The following is a 24,619-nucleotide window of genomic DNA, read 5'->3' as shown; positions in this document are numbered from 1 at the left end:
TTGCATGCCGAGCTCGGCGGGTAAACGCGGTCGGAGTCAGTCAGGCTGAGGCGGGAGAACGACGACACAGCCCAGACGCAAGCCTGCAGAGGTCGACATGCAGGCGGGCGAACAGGACGGTTCGGGTCACGAGCGCCAACTATACGTCCCCCCCACACGTGTGTTACGTCAGGGGTTGCTTACCGGAAGCTCGCTCCCTGACCGGTACAGGCGGCCGGCCTGCATCCCTGTAACGCCGTACAACTCTGGAACGGTCACGAAGGTGTAACCCTTCCCACGCAGCCGTTTGAGGATGTCCGGAACCGCGTCTACGGATCCCTGATGGATGTCGTGCATGAGAATGATCGCACCTGGATGGGCTCCACGCACGGCTCGGTCCGCTATGTCGCCCGGATCGCCGCCGCTTTCGTCCTTCGTGTCCACGTCTCCGGCGACCAGGGACAGCCCCATCCGGGTCGCGACGGAGACCAGCTCCGGGCTCACGCTCCCGTACGGCGGGCGCAGCAGCCGCGGGGTCTGCCCGATGGCCGCCGACACCGCGGCGTCGGTGAGCCTGAGCGATTCGGCGACCTTGCTGCTGGTCTGCTTCGACAGGTCCCTGTGCGACCAGCTGTGGCCGCCGACGAGATGGCCTTCCTCGCTCATGCGGTGCAGGAGCGCGGGCTGCGCGGCGGCGTTGACACCCAGCACGAAGAACGTGGCCCGCGCCTGCTGCCCGCGCAGGACGTCGAGCAGCCTGCCGGTGTACATGCCAGGCCCGTCCTCGAATGTCAGCGCCACGCACTTGGCGACCGAGCAGTCCACGCTGCCGGCCCGGCTGCTGACGGCGTCGGGGTCGGCGGTGGGGACCATCCGCGGCGTCTCGTACGGCGTGACCCTCTGGGCGGCCTCCCGTACGGCCGTCTGGGCCCGGCCCCCGAGGTCCGACAGCAGCGGCGCGGCCTGATCCCGCGGCACCGCCACGGCCAGGCGGCCGAGTGAGCAGGGCCCGATCTGGCAGTCGTCGAACTCGACGACGAGGTCGCCGGAGCGGTTGAAGGCCATCGAGTCGAACACGTCGTCGTTCGCCGTCACGCTCTCCTGCTCGACCTGGGAGCCGCGCTCGTCCAGCTGCTCCCTGACCAGGGCCGTGAGCTCTTCGAGTGCGCGTTCACCGGCGAGCAGGCCGGTGGAGCCGACGGTCTCGCCGGTGCTCGGGTCGAACCAGAACGTCCGCATGGAGTTGCCCCAGTCGGCGCCCACGTATTCGCCGGTGCGCAGCCGTACCCCGATGACCTGGGAGGAGACGGTGGGGAGCTGCCAGTCGACGTTCAGCTCGACCCGGGGGTAGGTGGCCCGGCCCTCGGTACGCTGGTTGAAGTTCGCCAGCTGCCGCTCGGCCTGGACGCGCAGGGCCTTGTTGAGCGCCGGGGCGGCGGCGATGACGGGATAGTTGACGTGCGCGTAGCGGTTGCCGGGGGAGTCGCCCTCGGTCAGCGTTCCGACGGACAGGCCGGCGACGGTCGCGGGATCGACGAAGTCGATCATCGTCGGCTCTGCCGGGACCATGACGTGCTTGCCTGGTGAGGCGGCGGCCAGGCCGCAGCCGGAGGCCGAGATGGCCAGCAGAGCGATTCCGGAGAAGAATCGCGCTTTATGCATGCATGTCAGAGTATGGGGCTGATGTTCCTATTTACCTCTATTTTGGAGGATGGGACCCGAGCCTTTGACCGGGCTGGGTAGCAGGCCCCGTCGGAGTTACGATCGCCTCATGGACGGCTACTTCGGGTCGTACGCGCTCGTCGCCGCGCTGCTCGCGCTGGGCGTCGCGATCGTGGCCGGGGCCCTGCTGGCCAACCGCCTCCTGCGCCCGTCCCGGCCCACGCCGGAGAAGCTGACGACGTACGAGTGCGGGGTCGATCCCGTCGGCGAGGGGTGGGCCCAGTCGCAGGTGCGCTACTACGTCTTCACGTACCTGTACGTCGTCTTCGCCGTCGACGCCGTCTTCCTCTTCCCGTGGGCCACCGTGTTCGACGCGCCCGGCTACGGGATGACCACCCTGGTCGAGATGTTCGTCTTCCTCGGCTTCATCGCCCTCGGCATCGTCTACGCCTGGCGTAAACGTGTCCTCAGCTGGACCTAGCGGCGACTGGTCGCCCGTCACAACGGGCGAGTCCGGAGCCGCCGTCTTCCGCGGCCCGGACGCCTATGCCAAGTGTGTGCCGGCTTCCGGGATTGCCGATCTGGAGGACGAGCGCGACCGGGTCGCCTGGCTGGCGGAGCACGGTGTGCCGGGGCCTCGGGTGCTCGACTGGCACTCCGGTGACGCGGGGGCCTGCCTGGTGACCAGCGCCGTCTGCGGCGTGCCCGCCGACCAGGTGTCCGCCGCGGACCTGCGGATCGCCTGGCCACACCTCGCGGACGCGGTCCGGCGGCTGCACGAGCTGCCTGTGGACGATTGCCCGTTCCGCCGGGACGTGGACACCATGGTCGCGGTGGCGCACGACGTCGTGGCCCGTGGCGCGGTGAACCCGGCGTTCCTCCCCGTCGAGCAGCGGCACACGCCGGCCTCGGAACTGCTGGCCCGGCTCGTCCCGCAGGTCGCTCGGCGACGCGGCCAAGAGGCCCTCGACCTGGTCGTCTGCCATGGGGACCTGTGCCTGCCCAACATCATCCTCGATCCGCGGACCTTGGACGTGTCAGGCTTCGTCGACCTGGGCCGCCTCGGGTCGGCCGACCGGTATGCCGACCTGGCCCTGCTGCTCGCCAACGCACGGGAGACCTGGGCGGACGAGCAGCGGGCGCGTTCCGCGGACCGGGCGTTCGCCGAGAGGTACGGCGTCACCCTCGATCATGACCGCCTGCGCTTCTACCTCCATCTCGACCCGCTCACCTGGGGCTGACCGCTGCGTCGTTACCCGGGTGCGCCCGCGTTCTGGCATCTTGCCGTGCTGTGACCGCCTGCCCCCAGTGCGACCAGCCGCTCAAGAGCGAGCCCCCGTATGCCGGCTGGTGCCCATCATGCGACTGGAACGTCGTCCGCGCCCCTTCGACCGAGAAGACGCGCTTCGCCCGATTACAGACCCACCTCGTCCGCGGCCTCTACGCGGACATCACCCACCCGAAGGGCGCCGCACCCGATGCCGCACGCGAAGCGGCGACGGCCGGCCTGGGGGGCGGTGTGGCGGGTGGGGCGGCGCGTGTCGCCGGGTACGTCCTCGCGTGCCTGACCCATCTCCTCTGCCCCGCCTTCTTCCTGATCGGCGTGTACTTCGTGACGCGCTGGACCTTCCTGTCCTTCGTGCCGGCGTTCATCGCCTTCGACCTGGCCTGGCTGCTGCGCCCACGGCCCGCACCGTTCCCCGCCGGGGGTCTGCCCCTCACCCGCGAGGCGGCCCCCGACCTGTTCGCGCTGCTCGACCGCGTCGGAGCCGAGGTGGGCGCGCCCAGGACCGACCTGGTCGCCGTCAGCGGCGCGGTGAACGCCTCCTTCATGACGTACGGCCGGCGGCGTCGCCGCGTGGTCGAGATCGGCTACCCGCTGTGGCTCGTCCTCACCCCGCAGGAACGCGTCGCGCTGCTCGCCCACGAGATGGCCCACTCCGGCAACGGCGACGGCCGGCACGGGCTGGTCGTCGGCAGCGCCCTGCACTCGCTCGGCGTGCTGCGCGACGTGACCAGGTTCGACTGGCAGGAGGGGGACGGCATGAGCCGCCTGGTCGCCGAGGCCTTCCTGGCCGTCCTCGGCCTCCCCGTCAGAGGGCTCATCATGGCGATGGAGCTGCTGCTGTACCGCTCGGCGCAGCGGGCCGAGTACCGCGCCGACGAGCTGGCGGCCAGGGCGGCGGGCACGACGGCCACGATCTCGCTCCTGGACGCGCTGATCACCAGGGCGGACCCGGTCCACCACTTCCTCGACGCCGGCGTGGTGGCCACCAGGACCGACGACCTGTGGACGGCGATCCGCTCGTACGTCGAGAGCCTCCCCGAGTCCGAACGCGAACGCCTCCGCCGCGCCGCCCGCCTGGAGGAGTTGCGGGTGGACCGTACGCACCCGCCTACGTACCTGCGGATGTCCCGCCTGGCCGCGCTCCCGCATGAGGAGGGCCGCGTCCGCGCGCCGGGCGGTGCGATCGGAACGGAGCTGGCCCCGCCTGCCGCGCGCGTGGCCGAAGCCATCAGAGAGGACGCCCAATCGGCCCTCTATCACTGACAGCCCGCCCCCGCAGGGCCAAATGTCCGTAGTCGTAACCCCCGTCCCGGGAAGATTCCTTTGCCTGACCTGGGATCCGCGCAAGAATGGTCACATGGCAGCAACGGATCTCCCGACACCCACCGTCGGCCCGGTCTCCAAGCTGGCGCCCAAGCCGATGCGCTTCGTGCTCAACTGGGGCCGCCGCTATTCGCTGTGGGTGTTCAACTTCGGGCTGGCCTGCTGCGCCATCGAGTTCATCGCGGCCTCGGCCAGCCGCCATGACTTCATCCGCTTCGGCGTGATCCCGTTCGCGAACGGCCCCCGGCAGGCCGACCTCATGATCGTCTCCGGCACCGTCACCGACAAGATGGCCCCGGCCGTCAAGCGCCTCTACGAGCAGATGCCCGACCCCAAGTACGTGATCTCGTTCGGCGCCTGCTCCAACACCGGGGGCCCCTACTGGGACTCCTACTGCGTCACCAACGGCGTCGACCAGATCATCCCGGTCGACGTCTACGTCCCCGGCTGCCCACCCCGTCCGGAGGCCCTCCTGTACGGCATCACGAAACTCCAGGAGAAGATCGCGGCCGAGAACCTCGGCGACCGCTACGGCGCGGAGCGCGCGTGAACGGCCTCGCGGAGCGGTTCGGCGACCGCGCCCGCGTCTCCGAGTCGTACGGCGACACCACGGTCGACGTGGCCCCCGCCGACTGGATCGAGCTGCTGACGTACGTCCGTGACGACCTCGGATACGCCTTCTTCGACTGGCTGACCGGCGTCGACGAGCCGCCCGAGTCGTTCGAGGTCGTGGCGCACGTCTACCACCCGGCGGCCGGCCGGCGGCTGCTCCTGCGCACTCGCGTGCCGCACGACGACCCGCATCTGCCGAGCGCCGTCGCCGTCTACCGCGGCGCGAACTGGCACGAGCGCGAGACGTACGAGATGTTCGGTGTGATCTTCGACGGACACCCCCACCTGGTGCCTCTGCTGCTCCCGGACGGCTTCGAAGGACACCCGCTGCGGAAAGACTTCATCCTTGCCGCCCGCGTGGCCAAGCCCTGGCCCGGCGCCAAGGAGCCCGGCGAGTCGGGCCACGGCGCGCCGAGCCGCCGCAGGACCCTTCCGCCCGGAGTCCCGGCCGACTGGGGGCCACCCGATGCTTGACGTGCTGCTGAGCTTCGCCGTCATCCTCGTCGTCTTCCTGGTGCTGCCGCTGATCGTGGGGCAGACCGAGCACAAGGTCATGGCTCACATGCAGTCGCGGCTGGGCCCGATGTACGCCGGCGGCTTCCACGGATGGGCGCAGCTCATCGCCGACGGGGTGAAGTTCGCCCAGAAGGAGGACGTCATCCCGGCCGCGGCCGACCGCCGCGTCTTCATGATCGCGCCGGGCGTGGCGCTCGTTCCGTACCTCGTCGTCCTGATCGTCATCCCGTTCGACCGCGACTTCGTGGCGGTGGACCTCGATCTCGGCCTCTTCTTCGTCCTCGCCGTCATGGGCGTCGGCGTGCTCGGCTCGATCATGGCCGGGTGGGCGTCGGCCAACAAGTATTCGGTGCTCGGCGGCATGCGTTCGGCCGCCCAGCTCATGTCGTACGAGCTGCCGCTCGTGCTGGCCGCCTCGTCGGTGGCCATGGCGGCGGGCACCCTGTCGTTGTCCGGGATCGTCGAGGCGTGGCAGTGGTGGTGGCTGCCGTGGCAGGCGATCGGCGGCGTGGTCTTCTTCCTGGCCGGGCTGGCCGAGCTGCGCCGCCCGCCGTTCGACATGCCGATCGCCGAGTCGGAGATCATCATGGGCCCGATGACGGAGTACACGGGCATGCGCTTCGCGCTGTTCATGCTCGCCGAGTACGCCGGGATCGTGGTGTTGTCGTTCCTCACCACCGTGTTGTTCCTGGGCGGCTGGCACGGCCCGCTGCTGCCCGGCTGGCTGTGGACGCTGGTGAAGGTCTTCCTGCTGGCGTTCCTGGTCATCTGGGTACGCGTGACGTTCCCCCGGCTGCGCGAGGACCAGCTGCAGAAGCTCGCCTGGGCCGTGCTGGTGCCGCTGGCCCTCGTCCAGCTGGCCCTCACCGGAGTCGTCAGGGTGCTGACCTGACCCGGCTCAGCGGACGATCGCCAGCATCACGTCCGACGCCGACGGCCGGTCGGCGGCCCGCTTGCTCAGGCACGCGCCCACGACGCCGCGTAACGCGGGCGGCAACGGCGACAGGTCGGGGTGGAAGTTGAGCACCCGGTTGAACACCGCGGGCACGGTGTCCTCCCCGAACGCCGGCCGCCCCGTCGCGGCGAACATCATCGTCACCGCCCAGCTGAACACGTCGGAGGCCGGCCCCACCGCCTCCCCGCTCAGCTGCTCGGGAGACATGTAGGGCGGGGTGCCGACCATCTTCCCGGTCGTCACCGTCACCTGGTCGAGCGCCCGCGCGATCCCGAAGTCGATCACGCGCGGCCCGTCGGGGCCGATCAGCACATTGCTCGGCTTGAAGTCACGATGCACGATGCCGGCCTTGTGGATGGCCGCCAGCGCGCCCGACGTGGACAACGCCAGCCGCGTCAGGCTGTCCTCGTCGCGCGGGCCGTGCTTGCGTACGAGCTGCTCCAGCGACGGGCCCTCCACGTATTCGCTGACGATGTAGGCGTGCGGGCCCCCGATGTTGACGTCGAGCACGCGGGCTGTGGAAAACGTCGCCACCCGCCGCGCGGCCTCCACCTCCCGCGCGAACCTGGCCCGCGCCGTGTCGTCGACCAGGTCGTGCAGCACCTTGACGGCGACCCGCACGCCGTTGGGCGCCATGGCGAGGTAGACGGCGCCCTGCCCGCCCCGCCCGAGCGACCGCAGCACCCGGTAGTGGCCGATCCACTGCGGCTCGCCCGGCCGCCGCTGGTGGGACGGCGCGGTGGTGCGCTGCCGCAGCTCGACCGGTTGGTACACCGGCCGCCTCGGCCGCGCGCGCACCATGAAGGGCACCAGCACCGCCGAGTGGACGACACCCCCGAACCAGCTCAGGAGCAGCCCCAGCGTGAACAGTATGGCCAGGTCTTCGGGCGCCTCGGCGTCGGCGTACATGAGGGCCCCGAGCGTGAACGAGCCGATCGCGATCAGGTAGATCGACGCGGCGAGGGCATGCCAGACGCTGCGCATCCAGTAGGCCGCGAACCCGATGCTGAACGGGGTCGCATAGCCGCACGTGACCAGAGGCAGGCAGGCCCACGCGACTGCGGCGGCCCACGCGGTGCCACTGGGACGGACAGGATGGCTGTGCTGCATGGCGGAGAGACTATCGCCATGGCCTATCCCATATCGGGCATGCGCACAGGTTGTGGATAACTCCTCCCTGGCCTGTGGACAGCTGTGGAAAACCTGGGGACAACGCGCTGGTGCATTCACCTGGGCGGTCAAGTGCGCCATGATGGTCTTGTGGGGCGTATACCGGGAGTCGGGCTGGCAAAGGGGCTGTCCATCACCCTGCGCCACATGCTGCGCAAATCGGTTACGCAGCAATATCCCGAGGTAAAACCGGACCTGCCGCCGCGCAGCCGGGGCGTCATCGCGCTGGTCGAGGAGAACTGCACCTCGTGCATGCTGTGCGCCCGCGAATGCCCCGACTGGTGCATCTACATCGACTCCCACAAGGAGACGATCCCGGCCCCCGAAGGCGGCCGTCCCAGGCAGCGGAACGTGCTCGACCGCTTCGCCATCGACTTCTCGCTGTGCATGTACTGCGGGATCTGCATCGAGGTCTGCCCGTTCGACGCCCTCTTCTGGTCCCCGGAGTTCGAGTACGCGGAAGGCGACATCCGTAACCTCGTCCACGAGAAGGACAAGCTCGCGGCCTGGACCCCGACGGTCCCGCCTCCTCCCGCTCACGACCCCGGCGCCAACCCCCCGAAGGAACTGACCGCCACCCCCCGCCGCCCCGCCGCGTCCGCAGACCGTCCGGCGCGGGCCGACCGCCCGGCCGCAGCCGATCGGCAGGCCACCACCGATCGGCAGGCCACCGGCCGCTCGGCGCCGGCGGGTCGCTCGACGCCCGCCGACCGTTCAGCCGGAGCCGATCGGCCTGCTCAGGCCGATCGGCCTGAGCAGGCCGATGGGCCTGACCGCACCAACGGGCCTGACCGCACCAACGGACCTGACCGCACCAACGGCCCCGACCGTTCCGACGGCCCTGACCGCACGGCCGGGCCGCAACGTGGCCACACCCCGCCGCCGGCCACCGGCGAGGGCGACCGGCCGGCACCGGAGTCGGCCACGTCCGAGCCCGCAGGGGAGTCGGCGCGACCCCGCACTCCTGGCGGCCGCCCCAGACGCCCGATGACGAACGTACGGGGAATCCGCCCGCCCGGAGCTCTCCCTCAGCCGACGGAACCACCCGCCACGGGTCCCGCGGACCAAGGGCCGGGCTCCACCGCGTCCGCGAAGCCCGGGCAGGCCGCCGCCGGCTCGGAGCCGGAGGAGACGGATCCCGGCGCCGGAGCTCCGCCGGGCGGCGCCGGCCCTTCCTCCGTCGAGCCCGGAGCTCCGCCGGGTGAGAACGCGGCGGACGACGCCTCAGCGGAGGAGCGATCGGAGGGCCCGGGAGTGCGGGACAAGGGTTCATCCACAGGAGAGCCACCTCCAGGCCAGTTATCCACAGGCTCGAGCGAGCCGCCGCCGGCCACCCGGCCGGAGGAGCAGACTTCTGCCGCGAGCCTCCGCAGGCGGAGGATGGCCGATCCGCGGTCCATCCGCCCGCCTGGGCGGCTCGATCCTGACGCACCAGGGGAGTCAGAGGAGGAGTCGTGACCGAGGCGGTGCCCTCCTACCTGTCACCGACCGGGCAAGAGATCGTCTTCTTGCTGCTGGGGGCGGTGGCGGTCGGCTCGGCGCTGCTCGTCGTCACGACCAGACAACTCGTTCACGCGGCCCTGTGGCTGGTGCTCTGCTTCGGAGCGCTGGCCGGCGGCTATCTCGTGCTGACCGCCGAGTTCGTGGCCTGGGTCCAGGTGCTCATCTACGTGGGCGCGGTGGTCGTGCTGCTGCTGTTCGGCATCATGCTCACCCGCGCCCCCATCGGCCGCTCGGCTGACCTCGACAGCGGCAATCGGCTGGTCGCCGCCGTGGTGGCGATCGCGACCGCGGCCGTCCTCGTCACGGTCGTGATCGACGCCTTCCGCACGGCCTACACCCCCCTCACACCAGGGCAGGGCGCCGCGAAGGAGCTGGGCGCCAGCGTGTTCGCCACCTGGGTGCTGCCGTTCGAGGCGTTGTCTGTGCTGCTGCTCGCCGCGCTGATCGGCGCCATCGTCCTGTCCCGCACCGACATCCCCGGCGGCACCCCCACCCACCCCTCACCGCCTCCGGACCCGCCCGCTTCCCACACCCCCGATCCAGTTCCCGACGGCCCTGCTCCCTCTTCGACCGGCCCGGCGCCCCCTTCCGAGCCGGGAAGCGCACCGCCGTCCGGCACGGCGCCCGACCAGTCCGGGGGTGTCTAGTGCACATCGTCTATCCGGCGGTCGTCTCCGCACTCCTGTTCTCCATCGGCGTCTACGGCGTCCTCGCCCGCCGCAACACGATCCTCGTGCTGATGTCGGTCGAGCTCATGCTCAACGCCGTCAACCTCAACCTGGTCGCGTTCGACGTGTGGCTGGGCGACCGCCTGCACAGCGGCCAGGTGCTCACGCTGTTCGTCATCGTGATCGCGGCCGCCGAGGTGGGCCTGGGCCTGGCCATCATCCTGGCGCTCTACCGCAACCGCCGTACGGTCGACATCGACCACCTGCGCGCCCTCGCCGAACCGGCCGACGACGGCGCGCCACCCCCGCCGACCGACCCTCCGGCCCTCTCGGACCCACCCCCGACGAACGCCGGCCCCTCCGGCTCGTCCGGCCGCGCGGCCGACCGGTCGGGTGGCGGTGCGGTCGAGAGGGAAGCGGAGCAGGTCGCTGAGGGGCACGTCAGGCCAGGGGGGACACGATGACGATCTTTCCCTTGCTGGCCGTGTTGCTGCCGTTCGCGGCCGCCTTCGTCGGGCTTCTGTTCTCGCGGGTGCCGCATCGGGCGCCGGTGACCACCCGGCCACCGGACCGGGCGGCAGGTGAACGGGCCAACACCCGGGCCGTCTGGATCGCGACCGTCCCGACGGCGGCATCGGCCGTGCTGGCCGTCGTGCTCGCCTGGGGGCCGGGGTTCGCCTACTTCACCGGTGACGCCACGCCGGAGGCGACAGGTCAGACGTACGGCACGATCGTCACCGGCGGCATCCCGATCTGGCTCACCCTGCAGGCCGACGCCCTGTCGAGCGTCCTGGGCGTCCTCGTGACCCTGGTCGCCCTGGCCGTCCAGGTCTACTCGGCCGGATACCTGGCGGACGACCCCCGCTATCCCTCCTACAGCGCGTTCGTGAGCCTGTTCACCAGCGCGATGCTGCTGGTCGTCTACTCCGGCGACCTCCTGGTCCTCTACGTGGGCTGGGAGATCATGGGCCTCTGCTCCTATCTCCTCATCGGACACTGGTGGGAAGATCGGGGCAACTCGCGTGCGGCGGTGAAGGCGTTCCTCGTCACCCGCCTGGGCGACGTCGGCTTCCTGTTCGGCATCTTCGTCCTGGGCGCGGCGGCGGACAGCTTCCGCATCGCGGACGTGCTGACGGCAGTGCCCGACATGTCCCCGGCCACGCTCGTGACCGCCACGATGCTGCTGCTGGCCGGCGTGGCGGGCAAGAGCGCGCAGGTGCCGCTGCACACCTGGCTCCCCGACGCCATGGCCGGCCCCACCCCGATCAGCGCGCTCATCCACGCCGCCACCATGGTCGCCGCCGGCATCTTCGTCGTGGCCCGGCTGTTCCCGGCGTTCACCGCCGCCCCGCCCACGCTCGACGTGCTCGCCGTCATGGCCGCGCTCGGCATGCTCGGCGCGGCGCTGGCCGCACTCGCCCAGGACGACCTGAAACGTGTCCTCGCCTACTCCACCGTCAGCCAGCTCGCCTACATGGCGGGCGGCCTCGCCGCGGGCTCCGACACGGCGGCCGTGTTCCACCTGCTGACGCACGGCGCGTTCAAGGCGCTGCTGTTCCTCTGCGCGGGCGTGGTGATCCACCACGTCGGCTCCAACCTGATGACCCGGATGGGCGGTCTGCGCCGCGAGCTGCCGGTCACGTTCGTGACGATGACGGTCGGGCTCGCCGCCCTCACCGGCATCCCACCGACCAGCGGTTTCTTCAGCAAGGACGGCGTGCTGGCCGCCATGGACGACGCCCTGTCGACGGGCCGCCTGACCGACGCCGCGGCCCTCCTGCTCTACGGCTGCGCGCTCGCCACCGTGGCCGTCACCGGCGCGTACGCCGCCCGAGCCTGGCTGCGTACGTTCTTCGGCCGGCCCAGGGCCGTGGCGCTCCCCGAGCCCGAGCCCGGCACGGCCCACGTCGTGGACGTCAGGGAAGCACCCCGCACGATGCTCGTCCCGCTCGTCCTGCTCGCGGTGCCCGCCCTGCTGCTGGGCTTCGCCGGCGAGCCCCACCTCGACCTGGGCGTGGCCGCCCTCAGCGTCGTCCTCACGCTGCTCGGCGCCGGCGCCGTCTACGCGTCCTGGCGCGCCGACCCGCTCTCCGACCCCGCCCGCCTGCTGGGCCCGCTGCGGGTGCCGTGCGAGCGGGCGTTCTACCTCGACGCCGTCTACACGGCCCTGGTCGTACGTCCCGTCCAGGCGCTGGCCGGGCTCGTCGTCACGACGGACGACAAGGTCGTCGACGGCGCGGTACGCGGCTCCGGAGCCTCCGCCCGCCGCCTGTCCGGAGTGCTGCGGCTCACCCAGAACGGCAACGTCCAGCTGTACGTGAGCGGCGTGCTCGCCGGAGTCCTGCTGATCGCGGTCGGGGCGGTGATGTTCACATGATGGGCTGGCTTCCCGTCGCGCTGCTCGCCGTGCCGCTGATCGGTGCGATCCTGCTGCTCCTCGCACCCCACGCGCTGCGTCACGTCATCCGCACGTACGGCGTGGTCGTCTCGGGGGTCACGTTCGCGCTCAGCGTGCTGCTGGCGGCGACGTTCGACTACGGCGCGGCGGCGCGGACGCAGTTCGAGGTCGACCGCCCGTGGATCCCCGGGCTGGGGCTCCGCTTCCACCTCGGCGTCGACGGCATCTCCTTGCCGCTGGTGGTGCTGACGGCCCTGCTGACGTTCCTGTGCTTCGTCTACCTGTGCTGGCGCGGCGGCCGGTCGCCCGACCAGCTGATGGGCGACAAGCCGAGAGAGCTCGTCTTCACGCTGCTCGTGCTCGAAGTCGGCATGGTCGGCACGTTCCTCGCCCTCGACCTGCTGCTCTTCTTCGTCTTCTTCGAGATCGTGCTCATCCCGATGTACTTCCTCATCGGCACGTGGGGCGGCAAGGGCCGCAGGGCCGCGTCGATCAAGTTCATCCTGTACACGCTGCTCGGCTCGGTCGTGATGCTGCTCGGCCTGCTGATCATCTGGGCCCAGACCGGCACGCTCGACATCGAGGCGCTGAGCGCGTCCCACGGTGCCGGCATGTCCAGGTCCGTGCAGATCCTGGCGTTCGTGGCGATCGGCGTCGGCCTGGCGGTCAAGACGCCCATGTGGCCCCTGCACACCTGGTTGCCCGACGCCCACACCGAGGCGCCCACCGTCGGCTCGGTGCTGCTCGCCGGGGTGCTGCTGAAGATGGGCACGTACGGTTTCGCCCGCATCGCCATCCCCGTCCTCCCGGAGGGCGCGATCGCGGTGGCGCCGTGGCTGGGCGCGTTCGCCGTCGTCGGCATCGTGTACGGCGCGCTGGCCTGCCTCGCCCAGCGCGACCTGAAACGCCTGATCGCCTACTCCTCCATCGGCCACATGGGCTTCGTCCTGCTCGGCTTCGCCACGTTGACCCCCGTGGGCGTCAACGGCGCCCTGTTCGCGAACGTCGCCCACGGCCTGATCACCGGCCTGCTGTTCTTCCTGGCCGGAGCGATCAAGGTGCGCTACCCCGGGTCCGACATGCCGTCGATGGGCGGCGGCCTGCTGGCCACGATGCCGCGGCTCGGCTCGGTGCTCACGTTCGCCTCGATCGCCTCACTCGGGCTGCCCGGCCTGGCGGGCTTCTGGGGCGAGATGCTCGCCCTGTACGGCGCCTTCCGACCGGCCGACGCGCTGCCGCGCGGGCTCTTCCTCACGTACATGGTGATCGGGGGCCTCGGCGCGGTCCTCACGGCGGCGTACTTCGTGCTCATGCTCTCCCGCGTCACCCACGGCCGCCCCCGAGCCGAACAACCACGCGACGAGAGCGCGCCCGCCGACGACCGCCTCGTGCGCGCCGCGCCCGACGAGCGTCCCGTCGTGCCCCTCCGCTCACCGCACTCCGTACGCGCTCTTTTGGGCCCGCCGCCGAGCCGCGCCGAGCTGACCGCCGACATCCAAGGCCACGAGCTCGTGGCGTGGACCCCGCTGGTCGTCCTGATCCTGCTGTTCGGGCTCTGGCCGGGCCTGCTGCTGTCGCTGACCACGCCGCCCGTGCTGACCCTGCTGGGGGCGCTGCCATGATCCAGCAGATCGACTACTTCGTGATCGCGCCGTCGCTGGTGCTGGCCCTGGTGGCCGGGCTGGTGCTGCTGCTCGACGCGTTCCTCCCGGCCCGCCCCCGCACCCAGACCGGGCTGGGGCTCGTCACGCTGGCGGGCGTCCTGCTCTCCCTGGGCTTCGTCGTCGCCCAGGCCGTACGGGGCGGCCCGGCGTTGTCCACCTTCTGCGTGCCGCCCGGCACGTCGCCCTGCTCGTACGTCGTCGACCGGTTCACCCTGGCCTTCGCCGGGCTGGTGCTGGTGGCGGCCGTGGTCGTCGTCCTGCTGTCGATGACCGAGCTGGCCGGCGGCGGCATCCCCGTCGGCGAGTGGCACTTCCTGCTCCTGTGCACCCTCGTCGGCGCCGTGACCCTGCCCGCCTCCCGCGACCTGGTGATGCTGGTCGTGGCGCTCGAGCTGGTCTCGCTCCCCGTCTTCGCCCTCACCGCACTGAAACGCTACGACGGCCGCGCCTCCGAGGCCGCCGTCAAGCTGTTCGTCGTCTCCGTGGTCTCCACGGCGATCATGCTGTTCGGCGTGTCCCTGCTGTACGGCGTCACGGGCAGCGTCTACCTCTCGCGCCTGTCCGCCGTCCTCGCCGGGCAGGCGCCCCCACCCGGACTGCCCGCGGACGCCCTGCCCGCCGTCGTCACGGTCGGCGTCGTGCTCGTCGTGGCCGGCTTCGCCTTCAAGATCGCCGCCGTGCCGTTCCACTCCTGGGCGGCCGACGTCTACCAGGGCGCGCCCGTCCCGGTGGCGGCGCTGCTGTCGGTCATCTCCAAGGCGGCCGGGTTCGCCGGGTTGATCCTCGTCCTGGTCACCGGCCTGTCCGGCCAGGCCGGCACCTGGGCGCCGATCATGGGGATCCTCGCCGCGCTCACCATGACCGCGGGCAACCTGCTCGCCCTGCGGCAGCGCTCGGCCGTACGCCTGCTGGCCTGGTCCTCCGTCGCGCAGTCCGGCTACATCCTGGCCCCGCTCGCCGTCGGCACCGCGGAGGCGGCCGGAGCCTCCACCGCGTACCTGATCATCTACGCCGCCATGAACCTCGGCGCTTTCGCGGTCGTCATGCTCGTTTCCCGCGGGTCCGCGCGCAACGAGCTCGACGACTACCGGGGGCTCGCGTTCCGGCGGCCGGCGGCCGGCATCGCGCTCGCGTTCTGCCTGATCTGCCTGGCCGGGCTCCCACCGGGGCTGGCCGGGCTGTTCGCCAAGGTGTTCGTCTTCCGCGAGATCGTCGCGGCCGGATCCGGCTGGCTGGCGCTGGTCATGGCCGTCAACACGGTGATCGGCCTGTACTACTACGCCCTGTGGACGGCCCGCCTCTTCGCCCCGGCGACCGGCGCGGCGGCCCCGGCCGGGCGTCATGTGGCCACTTCGCTGGCCGTGGGGCTGGCGCTGGCGGCGGCCGTGCTGTTCTCGGTGGCCCCGCAGCTCGTCCTCGACATGACCTTGCTGTCCGCCACGGGCTGAGCCCCAGGTCGAGCGCCTCAGGGAACGAAGGACCGGGGCATCGTCGTTGGACGTCGTGAACCCACACCACGAAGGGGGGCACCTTGCACCACAACGGTCTGCGCACCGCCGTTCTGCTCGGCGGGCTGTCGGCGCTGATCATCGCGGTGGGCTCGTGGTTGGGCGGCGGCACCGGCGTGCGGATCGCGCTCGTGCTCGCCCTGGTGGCCAACGGCGTCGCGTACTTCTTCTCCGACCGCATCGCCCTGTCGGCCATGCGGGCCAGGCCGGTCAGCGAGGTCGAGCACCCGACGCTCTACCGGATCGTCCGCGAGCTCTCGACCCAGGCGCGCCAGCCGATGCCACGCCTGTACATCTCGCCGACGGTGCAGCCGAACGCGTTCGCGACCGGCCGAAACCCCCGCCAGGCCGCGGTCTGCGTGACAATCGGCCTGACCAAGCTGCTCGACGAGGCCGAGCTCCGCGGCGTGATCGGCCACGAGCTCTCCCACGTCTACAACCGCGACATCCTCATCTCCTCCGTCGCCGGCGCGCTCGCCACGATGATCACCTGGCTGAGTTACGTGGCCGTGTTCTTCGGCGGTTCCGACGACGACGAGGGCCCCGGTTTCTGGGGCGCGCTGCTGATGATGCTGCTCGGCCCGGTGGCGGCCGGGATGGTGCAGATGGCGATCTCCCGCACCCGCGAATACCAGGCCGACGAGGCCGGAGCCAGGCTCACGGGCGAACCGCTCGCACTGGCCTCGGCGCTCCGCAAGATCGAGATGGGCGCCCGCCGGCTTCCCCTCCCCGAGAACAGCCGCCTCACCTCGGCGTCCCACATGATGATCGCCAACCCGTTCGCGGGGTCGGGCTTCGGCCGCCTGTTCTCCACGCACCCGCCCACGTCCGAGCGCGTCGCCCGCCTCGAACGCATGGCCGGCTACCGCCGCTAAAACCCCTGCACGATCTTCCTGAGCAGTTCCCCGAGGTTCTCGGGGTGGACGGTCTCCTCCGTGGCGTCGAGCTCGTCGGCGCTCCACCACCGGTAGGAGAGCGTGGTCTCCTTCTCGATCTGCTCCATGTGATCGAACGACACCGCCGCCTCGCCGTCCACCCGGACGGCGAGGAAGGTCTCGTCCTGGGTGATCGCGTACTGGGCGAAGTCGAACGACGTGATCCTGCTCCCGTGCGGCCCGGTGATCTCGCCGACGCCGGCCCGGATCCCGACCTCCTCGTAGAGCTCACGCGCGGCGGCCTCCTGCGGCGTCTCACCGCCTTCCAACGCCCCGCCGATGGTGAACCAGAAAGGACGATCCGGTACGGCCGGATCGAAGCCGTGTAGGAGGAGGACCCGGTTCTCCCGGTCGATGGGCAGGACACGGGCCGTGAACCGGCGCACGGGGATCTTTGTCACGGTTATCGAGCATAAGGGGCCGCTGTTTTGTGTCGTTGTGCACGCCGGGGCTGATCTGTGTGGTTGTACGCAGAACGGGAGATCGCGGCTGCCTAGATTGAGGGTCGTCCGGAGAGATCGCTCCGGAGGTTCTCCTCACAGCCAGGGATGGATGTCATGTCGAAGCTTCGTAGCCTTCTCGCCGGTACGGTCCTGGCCGGCGCCGTGGTGGCCGGTGCGGCCGCCGCCCCGGCCCAGGCGGCCACCGCCACGACCGCGTCGGTCGCTCAGGCGTCGTTCAGCAAGCACTGGTTCGAGGGCTACTCCGGTTACGGCCGGGGGGAGTCGAGCGGTCACCGTTCGTACTACAAGGGCTTCTACTACGCCGCGAACGGCCGCTACTACTTCGACGTGGACGTGTGGGACCGTGACCGCGACCGTGAGAACACCTACGTGGACTTCTGGTACCACGACGACCGCGGCTGGCACCAGGGCCGCCGTCTGGTGACCGGCGGGCACGGCAAGTTCCGGTTCAGCTACAGCGCCCGCGGCGGATTCGACGGCTACAAGTTCCGCATCGGCGAGGGCCGCGTGGGTCACTACGACTGGAGCAACTACGGCCAGCGCTCCTGGTGACCGCTGAACTCCTGCCGACAGGCTCCCGCCTGGCTCGTTGTGAGTTCCCGCACGGGGCTCGCCCAGCTTGTGGGGCTGGGAGCCCGGTGGACACCGCATATCAGCCCATTGCTGAGGCCGGCCTGTTTCGGCCGACCCGGTCCTACCTTGAGACCCGGCGACCATCGGACATCTCCGGCAGAGACGGCAGTCGTGGGCGCTGGAGCAGCCACTGCCACTCTGCCTGACAAACGACGTTATTCACCTGGACAGCGGCTGGTGGGGACGGACCGGCGCCGCGTAGGAGGGAAGCACCTCCGGCGAGAGGCGGGCGTGGTGACGCAGGTGGGATGGGCAGCCCGTACGGACTGGACGGCGGCACCCGCGTTTACAGGAGCGGGGGACGCGGCACGCCGCGTTGGTGCCGGGTCAGGTACTGGAGGGCGCGGCAGCTGAGTGGGGCACCGGTGTACGGGGCGGCGGCCCGGGGCACCGGTGTACAGGGCGGCGGCCCGGGGCACCGGAGAGACTCGCCGCCCGCCTTCGAGAAGGCGTGTCGCTGAATCCCCGTGTGCCCCGGGATGTAGAGGAAAGCCCCGGATGCGCTCATCCGTCGTCCTGACGCCCGCTCAGAGCCGTACAGCATGCCTCTGTCAGCGGTAGTTCACGAATTGGAGGGCGATGTCCAGGTCCTTGCCCTTCAGCAGGCTGATGATCTCTTGGAGGTCGTCCTTCTTCTTCGAGCTGACACGGAGCTCTTCGCCCTGAATCTGCGCCTTGACGCCCTTCGGCCCCTCGTCGCGGATCATCTTCGAGATCTTCTTCGCGTTCTCCTGGTCGATGCCCTCCTTGAGGCTGACCATCATGCGGTATTCCTTGCCCGACAACTTGGGCTCGCCCGCGTCGAGGATCTTCAGCGAGAGACCTCGCTTGACCACCTTGTCCTTGAACACGTCGAGCGCCGCACCGGCCCGCTCTTCACTGTTCGCCTTGATCTCGATGTTGTTCTGCCCGGACCAGTTGATGCTCGCCCCGGTGCCCTTGAAGTCGAAGCGGTGCCCGATCTCCTTGACCGTCTGGTTCAGAGCGTTGTCGACCTCCTGCCGGTCGATCTTGCTGACGATGTCGAACGATGAATCGGCCAAAGCACCCATCCTCTCAGCCGTGCTGGAATCGGTCCGGCCCCGGAACGCACGGACCCAGCGAACGAGCCTAGCCAGCATCCGCGTCACATGCAGGCCACGACCACCCTCAAGCCGCCCTCCCGCAGGCACCGCCGGCCACCCGCAGCCGTACGAACCCCACGGGACACGGCCCGGCAAACGAGTGTCACGTGCACCCCCGAAGTCCGCTATCCTTCTATCTGTCGCCGCGAGAGCGGATGGCACGGCAGGTTGCCCGAGTGGCCAAAGGGAGCGGTCTGTAAAACCGTCGGCTCAGCCTACGCAAGTTCGAACCTTGCACCTGCCACCAGCAGTAAGCGCAGTTCAGAGGCCCTACGGGGCCTCTTCTGCATTTCAGGGGTACGCAGCCGTGAGCAGTCCTGAGCGGCTGTTTGTCGCTGGTCGCGGAAAATACGCGGAATGGATCTTGAGGCGTACCCGCAGGTCGGGCCGCATGATCCGGGATATCTGCGGGATGCTTCCGGCCTGAGAACGCCGAAAGGTCCCGGTGAGGTTCCGGGACCCTGGCAGCAGTACGTGATCATGCGGGGAGGGCAGCCTCTATCCGCTTGTTGGCGATGTCCTGTTGGCCGTCGAGGCACTTGGCGTAGACCCGAAGAAGCACGTCCACACCGTGGCCCGCGCGCTCGGCCACGTCCGGCGCCGGGGCACCAGCGTTCAGCCAGAGCGAGACGGCCGCGTGCCTCAGGTCGTACGGTCGGCGGGCCAGGGGGAGAAGCGAACTGGGCGGGCGTGAGAACCAGCTTTCTGGCTTCCTGCCAGACCTCCGTGTAGGCCGTCGAGGCGATCACCCCGCCGCGTTCACTGCCAAGGAGCCGGCCATCCTTGCCCACACCGAACTCCTCGATGTGTTGCCGAAGGATCTTGACCATCTTGGGCGGGATGGGCACGGGCCGCACGTCATCACCCCCCGATGTTTGAGGCCGCGTTCCTCGTGGGCGTTTCTGTGTCCGTCCAGCGGGTGTTCACTTCAGGACGGGAGACGTCAACGAGAAGACGGCCCCAGCCGGTTGCCGGAAGTTCGCAGTCCTGCTGCCTGAGCGCTACAGCCTCGCCGGGGCGCAGTGCCGCGTAGTACATGCAGGCGAACATGGCCATCAGTCGCCGCCCACGGCCCCGCCCGCCAACGGAGGCAACCGCGGCCAGCAGCGCGCGGTGCGGCGACAAAACCGCACGTCACGGGCTGGTTGCCCTGCCGTAACGACGGCTATAGGGGTGGTTCTGGCACGACCCCCCAGTAAAAGGTGGATTCTGCCAACAGTTGCTGGGTCAGCGTTATCCCGGTGAGGCGCTCGGCGAGTAGGAAGGCCGGCCCTTCGTAGAGATAGGGTAACCCGGGGTAGAGCTTGTCGATCTCCGCCATGATGTCCACGAGTTCGTCCGGTGTCTCCATCATGTATCCCTCTTGTGCCCAGAAGCCGAATCTGATCTCGCCGTCCTCGCACCAGTAGAAGTAGTCCAAGCCCTTGATGCTGAGCGCGAACTGGGAGACGAGGCGGGTGCCCTTGGACAGCGAAGTGAGCACGTCCTCGCGGGTGCCAAGCGAGCCGGATTCGACGATGAACGACCATTCGCCGATGGAAGCGATGCCGATCGGGTCGCCAGGAAATGGGAACTTGTCGGGGTTGCCGGGGAATGGGCCGGGCGTGAAGTCCTCCCATCGGCCGCCGAGGCGAGCGATTACCTGCTCGGGTGCGTCACGGACGTAGATGAAGCTGTAGCCATACTCGGTGTACTCCCCGCAGAGCCAAGAGACGTCAAGGGGATGCGTAGTCATGGCGCCATGCTTCCAGCCGCCACCGACAGTCGCAGACTCCCGGTAGTTCGAGGCTGCAGTTGCCGCTTGGGACGGCCCCTCAGGCATTCGCCGGGCACCGCCTGCGCAAGGCCGCCATGGCAGTAGCTTCTGGTGATCGTCGTGCCATGAGCGTGCCATTAACCCCGGTAACGACGGGTCAACCACGGTCATTCACGACCGGCCCGAGACCAAGGCTGACCAGGCGACCCAGGGGCCAGAGCCCGTGATACTGCAATTCCCAAGCTGACAACGCCGCTTCCATCTCCTTCACCGCTGGCCGGGGAGCGCGGATCTCGCTAAAGTAGCAATCTTCGGATGGCGTAACCTTCCGGAGTCTTTGAAGGCGAACGCCCACGATGAACCTCGACCAGAAGTCCGCGCGATTCCGTCTCGACGCCGCGTTGAACCACATGGCGATCACTTTCCGCGGCATGACCGCCCGCCCCGACGAGAACAACTGTCCGTGCCACTGGGGCAGCGCAGAAGAGCTGGGGCAGTTGAAGGTTCCGGACGTGGAGCTGGACCTTGATCTCCTTCGTCGCACTTGGCCCAGCGATTGGAATGACCATGCATCCGTGTTGCGCCGCATTCTGCCCCAGTTGTCGAGGGCCCTCGTCAGCGGCCTCGTCGAGCCTCTCTTCGGCATGGACGAGGTCGGACGTTCATTCGCTCGCGGCGACTGGCAGCACTGGCCTACCGAGCAAGCCGCAACGGTGCGGGAATTCCTGAACGCCTGGTGGACCCACACTCTCATCGACCCGGATCCCTCTGTGCCCGCGCACGAAGTCCTCGCTCTGTGTACCGAAGCCTCTGCCGCAATCAGCCCATGGCTGCGTGTCTGGGAAGCGCAGACGGGCACCGTTGCCGACCACCACCTGGCCGAAGCTGTGGCGCACTGGGAGTACGACTTACTGGGAGACCAACTCCCCTGGGAAAGCTGGGAGAACAAGGAAGAGACGCGTACCGCGTTGACGGCCTGGCTGATCCGCCACGCCTATGCCCGGCTCCATGCCCGGAATGCCCCGGTAGAGCTGCTCCACCGGATCTGGCTGCTCGGCCTTGCCGGCCCCGCCCGCTGGGAGGACCCGCACTGGCCTGGGCACCGTTACTAAGTCACCGCCCAGCACGAATTCATCCCTCGTCATACGGAACAAGATCCGGAACACGCGCGGAATGACCTTGCCGCAGTGGAGGGGGACCGAGCGATCACGCACAGGTCAGCACATTCTTGGTCCGCGAAAGGGTGATCCACTTTTGATCCGTAGGTTCCGGGTCCGAGCCCCGGGCACCCTGGCACCGATGACCTAGCGCGATTGCTGTCTGCTTCCGAGTTGCGGCTGGTACCTACGCGGACTCAGGCTCGTCTTTCATGATCCGGAATATGTGCGGAACGATCTACGGGGGGCGGCGCCCTGTCGACTGGCTGCGCCGCAGGTCAGGGGTCGTGGGGGAGCCTCGGCATACGCGGTCCAGGTCGCGACCCAACTAGGGCTGAATTGCTATGACCCTCAGGAGGACCGGCTTCGAACCTGACGCTGTGGCTCAGAGCTGAACCCAGGGTCTGTCCAGCACGTGATCGTCGTGTCATTAGGGTGACAATAAAGGCAGTAACGAGGTGCCAACCACGCTCATTCATGACCGGCCTTAGCCGCAGGTCCACGCCCCTACGAGCCCAAATCCCTGCAATTCCAAGCTGACAGCCGAGTTCACATCCGGCAGGCAGCTAAAGAGAGGCTGACTCGGCGAGGGTCGCTGTTTTGCCTTCCTCGAAGTCAGCCATGGCTTGCGGGTTTCGGTCGAAGTAGTCGTTCCAGAAACCAGATCGGTGCCAGCTCAAAGGTGCCGCGCGAAGGCAGCCGTCTTCGAGTGTCATCGTCCAGCACGTGGGGATCTGCGGATCTACGGTTTCGAACATCGACGGGTCCCAGAGAGTGCCGGGGCTCTCGCCGTCATCGTCAAGGATGCGGATGTAGTAGACCTCTGCGTCCGAGTATGTTTCCAGGACGACGTATTCTCCGCCCACATGCACGCCCGGATAGGCATCCGTGGGTTCGCCCTGCGGGCTGATGATCCGAACGCAGCGTATGAAGACTCGCCGATCGTATAAGTAGGCGCACCGAGGAGAGCAAGATCCGGAAACGACAGCTCAGAGGCCCTACGGGGCCTCTTCTGCATTTCAGGGGTGCGCAGCCAGATGTCGCCATGAGCGGGCTGTTGTCGCAGGTCCCGGAATATGTCTGAATGGATCTTGAGGCGTTCCCCTGGTCGGAAGGCATGATCCGGAGGATTCCCGAATCGTGCGGGCGTGGGAACGCATCGGGAACGGCGAAGGGCCCCGGTGGCGTTCCGGGACCCTTCGGGGCGGTGCTGGATGATCATGTGGCGACGCTGACGTGCGTGCGAGAGATGATCTAGGCTGGGCGCCCCCATCTAACGATCACATGGCGGCGATCTTGCTTCCGTTATCGGCGATTCCCCCGCGCTGGGGAGTGCCCTTGCTGACTTTGGCGGCTCTGGCGGCCCCCGCCTTGCGTACCTTTTCGTTGTACTTCCCCGAAGGACCGACCTACTCAACGGAGGGCTTTACCTGCCCGTTGAGTTCTGAGCCGCTTGTCCTTACGGATGTCGGCTGGCTGATAGAGATCAACTGGCGCACCATCTCTGCGGAGTTGAACGGCTGGCCCACCGCGGTGATGGCGCTTGGTTTGTGTGCAGTTCTCGCTCTTCGGGGCAGGTGGGGCGTAGCCGCCGCGTGGCTGACAGCGGCGCTGTTCGTGGTGATCGCCGGGGTGTTCACCATTCCCTACGCCGTTCAGATCATCTCGGACGGCTGTACGGACACGATCCAATTCGGCGGTTGGGACATCGTCATGTATGGCCCGATCCTGCACTATGTGGCGGGCGCAGTGCTGGTTACCTTCTTGGCGTTCATTCGGCGCCAGGAGCCGGGCTTGTAGCCCCGCGCTCAGGGGAAGCTTGCCGTAGCCCTTCGTCCTCCATGCCCAGGCGAGGTTCCGGGATCCTTCGGTGTTGTGTTGGAGATCATGCGGCAAGGGCGTCCTCAATCCGCTTGTTGGCGATCTCCTGGTGACCGTCGAGGCACTTGGCGTGGACCCTGAGCAGCACGTCCACGCCGGTGGTGGAGATGTGCACGTTCGCCACGTGCAATGATCACGCACAGCACGGCTGGGAGGCACGCTGGCGCAAGACCTCTTTTAGCCAGGAGCCTTCACCACGGACCACGCCCCACTACGCATGGAGCGCGCCACCGATCGTCATGTTCACAACGACTTAATGAGGAACAGAATTGCTGTTGGCTTGGAGTACAGGATGAGCAAGGACCCGGTTGTGGACTGGTCGCGGCAGAGCTTGAGATTCACCTCTGAGCAGCCGGTCCGAGGCGCGGCGCAGACGCTGGCGGCGACGCTCGGCATCGTGCTCGAGGAGAAGCACCACGACCAATATGGGATTAGCTTCCATGCCCTCGGTCCAAATGGAGAGTCCATCGGCATCATGAATACCGACTCCCAGCGCGCCATGTCCAACCGCATGTTCGACCACCTGCCCGCCAAGCAGCGAGAGGCGCTGATCGATTCGATTCCGCGCGAGCCAACGAGGGTTCTCGTCCATGCCACGAGTCGGGCTGACAGCATCATCGATGCGCTGACCTCGGCGGGCTTCACTCTCACGAGCCGTAACCCGCATCCTTCGGCCGACGTTCAAGAAGCCGACGCGGCCTGGCAGCGACTGCTGCCCGAACTGCGGTCCCAGGGCTGGACGATCGAAATCACTGGGTTTGCCGCGCCGATCCAGCTCGAAGGCACCCTCCCATCAGGGGATCGGTTCTACTACCGGTGCCGCTGGGACACCTGCTCACTCGACATCGGCGGCGATGACCCCGCTGCCCTCGCCAACTGGACACGCGAGCAGATCCTCGAAGGCGAATATGCAGCAAGCTATCTCCATCCAGACAAGGCTGTCCGCATTCTGCTGGATCTGTACGCACAGTGGCTTCAGCAGCCCAGCGTCGACTGATGAGACCTTCTAAATACACAGAAGGTCAGACCGTTCCTGTCCGTGGCCGTCGCGGGTCGCCAGGGTTGCAGTTTGAGTTGCAGTACGAGGCCGTTCAGAGCCGTTCAGAATGGATCGGGTGCAGGCGTTGACCTGCATTGAACGATCTGGAACGGCTCGAAGTGGATTCTTTTAATCCGCAGGTTGCGGGGGATCGTGCCTGGTTCGCCGTCTACGACGATCACCGGTGTCCTACGGCCTGTCGCGGCCGATACGCGGCCAAGTTACCGACCAGCATCATGATCGTAGTGCCGCCGCTGATGAGGCTGTGGGAGCAGCGACGTCATTTCGCCCGCGCCCTCGTGGGCGTCGCCGGTGTCGGTCCACTACGTGTTGACCCCCCCGGCCGGGAGGTGTTGATGAGGAGACGTCCCCAGCCTGTTGCGG

23 protein-coding genes and 1 tRNA gene are annotated in these 24,619 nt (G+C 68.6%); 18 read left to right on the top strand and 6 right to left on the bottom strand.

Features of this window, described 5'->3' with window-relative positions; translation table 11 throughout:
- Positions 1–40: 40 nt before the first annotated feature.
- Both ACIBP6_RS41195 and ACIBP6_RS41190 read right to left on the bottom strand, forming a co-directional pair.
- Positions 41–130 carry a putative leader peptide gene (locus ACIBP6_RS41195; RefSeq protein WP_369122762.1) on the bottom strand — a complete coding sequence of 30 codons (90 nt, stop codon included), beginning with the start codon at positions 128–130 and terminating at the stop codon, positions 41–43.
- Positions 131–168: 38 nt separating this feature from the next.
- Entirely contained in the window at positions 169–1,641 is a 1,473-nt protein-coding gene (locus ACIBP6_RS41190) for a polysaccharide deacetylase family protein (RefSeq protein ID WP_397059939.1), read from the bottom strand.
- A 109-nt stretch (positions 1,642–1,750) separates the two neighbouring features.
- On the opposite strand from ACIBP6_RS41190, the gene ACIBP6_RS41185 reads away from it, so the two are divergent.
- From ACIBP6_RS41185 to nuoH, 6 genes are all read left to right on the top strand, one after another.
- Positions 1,751–2,122, top strand: a complete 372-nt coding sequence (locus ACIBP6_RS41185; protein ID WP_111180690.1) for an NADH-quinone oxidoreductase subunit A — start codon at positions 1,751–1,753, stop codon at positions 2,120–2,122.
- Positions 2,103–2,882 carry an APH(3'') family aminoglycoside O-phosphotransferase gene (locus ACIBP6_RS41180; RefSeq protein WP_397059937.1) on the top strand — a complete coding sequence of 260 codons (780 nt, stop codon included), beginning with the start codon at positions 2,103–2,105 and terminating at the stop codon, positions 2,880–2,882. Before ACIBP6_RS41185 ends, ACIBP6_RS41180 begins: the two co-directional genes overlap by 20 nt.
- Before the next feature lie 50 nt (positions 2,883–2,932).
- The gene (locus tag ACIBP6_RS41175) at positions 2,933–4,192 is read left to right on the top strand and encodes a M48 family metallopeptidase (protein ID WP_397059935.1); all 1,260 of its coding nucleotides are present in this window, start codon (positions 2,933–2,935) and stop codon (positions 4,190–4,192) included.
- Between the two features lie 94 nt (positions 4,193–4,286).
- On the top strand, positions 4,287–4,802 hold the full coding sequence (locus ACIBP6_RS41170) for an NADH-quinone oxidoreductase subunit B (protein ID WP_132608848.1): 516 nt from the start codon (positions 4,287–4,289) through the stop codon (positions 4,800–4,802).
- Positions 4,799–5,338, top strand: coding sequence for an NADH-quinone oxidoreductase subunit C (locus ACIBP6_RS41165; RefSeq protein WP_397059934.1), 540 nt, complete (start codon positions 4,799–4,801; stop codon positions 5,336–5,338). The genes ACIBP6_RS41170 and ACIBP6_RS41165 overlap by 4 nt, the downstream gene beginning before the upstream one ends.
- Positions 5,331–6,272 carry an NADH-quinone oxidoreductase subunit NuoH gene (gene nuoH / locus ACIBP6_RS41160; protein WP_397059932.1) on the top strand — a complete coding sequence of 314 codons (942 nt, stop codon included), beginning with the start codon at positions 5,331–5,333 and terminating at the stop codon, positions 6,270–6,272. Before ACIBP6_RS41165 ends, nuoH begins: the two co-directional genes overlap by 8 nt.
- Positions 6,273–6,278: 6 nt before the next feature.
- Here nuoH and ACIBP6_RS41155 read toward each other — a convergent pair whose 3' ends face one another.
- On the bottom strand, positions 6,279–7,445 hold the full coding sequence (locus ACIBP6_RS41155) for a serine/threonine-protein kinase (RefSeq protein WP_397059930.1): 1,167 nt from the start codon (positions 7,443–7,445) through the stop codon (positions 6,279–6,281).
- 207 nt (positions 7,446–7,652) lie between these two features.
- On the opposite strand from ACIBP6_RS41155, the gene ACIBP6_RS41150 reads away from it, so the two are divergent.
- From ACIBP6_RS41150 to htpX, 7 genes are all read left to right on the top strand, one after another.
- A complete protein-coding gene (locus ACIBP6_RS41150) occupies positions 7,653–8,963 on the top strand; it encodes a 4Fe-4S binding protein (protein WP_397059929.1) in 1,311 nt (436 codons plus the stop codon).
- The gene (locus ACIBP6_RS41145; RefSeq protein WP_397059928.1) at positions 8,960–9,655 is read left to right on the top strand and encodes an NADH-quinone oxidoreductase subunit J; all 696 of its coding nucleotides are present in this window, start codon (positions 8,960–8,962) and stop codon (positions 9,653–9,655) included. Before ACIBP6_RS41150 ends, ACIBP6_RS41145 begins: the two co-directional genes overlap by 4 nt.
- The gene (gene nuoK / locus ACIBP6_RS46855) at positions 9,655–10,140 is read left to right on the top strand and encodes an NADH-quinone oxidoreductase subunit NuoK (RefSeq protein ID WP_449595887.1); all 486 of its coding nucleotides are present in this window, start codon (positions 9,655–9,657) and stop codon (positions 10,138–10,140) included. The genes ACIBP6_RS41145 and nuoK overlap by 1 nt, the downstream gene beginning before the upstream one ends.
- Complete coding sequence (locus tag ACIBP6_RS41135) at positions 10,137–12,053, top strand: NADH-quinone oxidoreductase subunit L (RefSeq protein ID WP_397059926.1); 1,917 nt, start codon at positions 10,137–10,139, stop codon at positions 12,051–12,053. The genes nuoK and ACIBP6_RS41135 overlap by 4 nt, the downstream gene beginning before the upstream one ends.
- The gene (locus ACIBP6_RS41130) at positions 12,053–13,696 is read left to right on the top strand and encodes a NuoM family protein (RefSeq protein ID WP_397059924.1); all 1,644 of its coding nucleotides are present in this window, start codon (positions 12,053–12,055) and stop codon (positions 13,694–13,696) included. The genes ACIBP6_RS41135 and ACIBP6_RS41130 overlap by 1 nt, the downstream gene beginning before the upstream one ends.
- Positions 13,693–15,186, top strand: coding sequence for an NADH-quinone oxidoreductase subunit N (locus ACIBP6_RS41125; RefSeq protein ID WP_397059922.1), 1,494 nt, complete (start codon positions 13,693–13,695; stop codon positions 15,184–15,186). Before ACIBP6_RS41130 ends, ACIBP6_RS41125 begins: the two co-directional genes overlap by 4 nt.
- An 83-nt stretch (positions 15,187–15,269) precedes the next feature.
- Positions 15,270–16,121, top strand: a complete 852-nt coding sequence (htpX, locus tag ACIBP6_RS41120; RefSeq protein WP_397059920.1) for a zinc metalloprotease HtpX — start codon at positions 15,270–15,272, stop codon at positions 16,119–16,121.
- Here the strand turns inward: htpX and ACIBP6_RS41115 are convergent.
- Positions 16,118–16,582 (bottom strand): NUDIX hydrolase, encoded by a 465-nt coding sequence (locus tag ACIBP6_RS41115; RefSeq protein WP_397059918.1) that lies wholly within the window; start codon positions 16,580–16,582, stop codon positions 16,118–16,120. The genes htpX and ACIBP6_RS41115 overlap by 4 nt on opposite strands.
- A 156-nt stretch (positions 16,583–16,738) precedes the next feature.
- Here ACIBP6_RS41115 and ACIBP6_RS41110 point away from each other — a divergent pair, with 156 nt between their 5' ends.
- A complete protein-coding gene (locus ACIBP6_RS41110) occupies positions 16,739–17,197 on the top strand; it encodes a hypothetical protein (RefSeq protein WP_397059917.1) in 459 nt (152 codons plus the stop codon).
- Positions 17,198–17,829: 632 nt separating this feature from the next.
- On the opposite strand, the gene ACIBP6_RS41105 is transcribed toward ACIBP6_RS41110, so the two are convergent.
- On the bottom strand, positions 17,830–18,330 hold the full coding sequence (locus tag ACIBP6_RS41105) for a YajQ family cyclic di-GMP-binding protein (RefSeq protein ID WP_397060287.1): 501 nt from the start codon (positions 18,328–18,330) through the stop codon (positions 17,830–17,832).
- Between the two features lie 234 nt (positions 18,331–18,564).
- Between ACIBP6_RS41105 and ACIBP6_RS41100 the strand changes: the two genes are divergently transcribed.
- A tRNA-Tyr gene (locus ACIBP6_RS41100) sits at positions 18,565–18,649 on the top strand.
- A gap of 918 nt (positions 18,650–19,567) precedes the next feature.
- On the opposite strand, the gene ACIBP6_RS41095 is transcribed toward ACIBP6_RS41100, so the two are convergent.
- Positions 19,568–20,137: a DUF6461 domain-containing protein gene (locus ACIBP6_RS41095; protein ID WP_397059915.1), complete on the bottom strand. Its 570-nt coding sequence runs from the start codon at positions 20,135–20,137 to the stop codon at positions 19,568–19,570.
- A 377-nt stretch (positions 20,138–20,514) separates the two neighbouring features.
- Here ACIBP6_RS41095 and ACIBP6_RS41090 point away from each other — a divergent pair, with 377 nt between their 5' ends.
- The 3 genes from ACIBP6_RS41090 (at position 20,515) to ACIBP6_RS41080 (ending at position 24,193) form a co-directional block, all read left to right on the top strand.
- Complete coding sequence (locus ACIBP6_RS41090) at positions 20,515–21,270, top strand: hypothetical protein (protein WP_397059913.1); 756 nt, start codon at positions 20,515–20,517, stop codon at positions 21,268–21,270.
- A 1,383-nt stretch (positions 21,271–22,653) separates the two neighbouring features.
- Positions 22,654–23,115 (top strand): hypothetical protein, encoded by a 462-nt coding sequence (locus ACIBP6_RS41085; RefSeq protein ID WP_397059911.1) that lies wholly within the window; start codon positions 22,654–22,656, stop codon positions 23,113–23,115.
- Between the two features lie 373 nt (positions 23,116–23,488).
- Positions 23,489–24,193, top strand: a complete 705-nt coding sequence (locus tag ACIBP6_RS41080) for a hypothetical protein (protein WP_397059909.1) — start codon at positions 23,489–23,491, stop codon at positions 24,191–24,193.
- Positions 24,194–24,619: the final 426 nt, after the last annotated feature.

The sequence above is a fragment of the Nonomuraea terrae genome (genome assembly GCF_044465245.1).
Lineage (GTDB): Bacteria > Actinomycetota > Actinomycetes > Streptosporangiales > Streptosporangiaceae > Nonomuraea > Nonomuraea terrae.
Note: the sequence above shows the minus strand (reverse complement) of the source record. Positions and strands in the feature narration are given on the sequence as shown.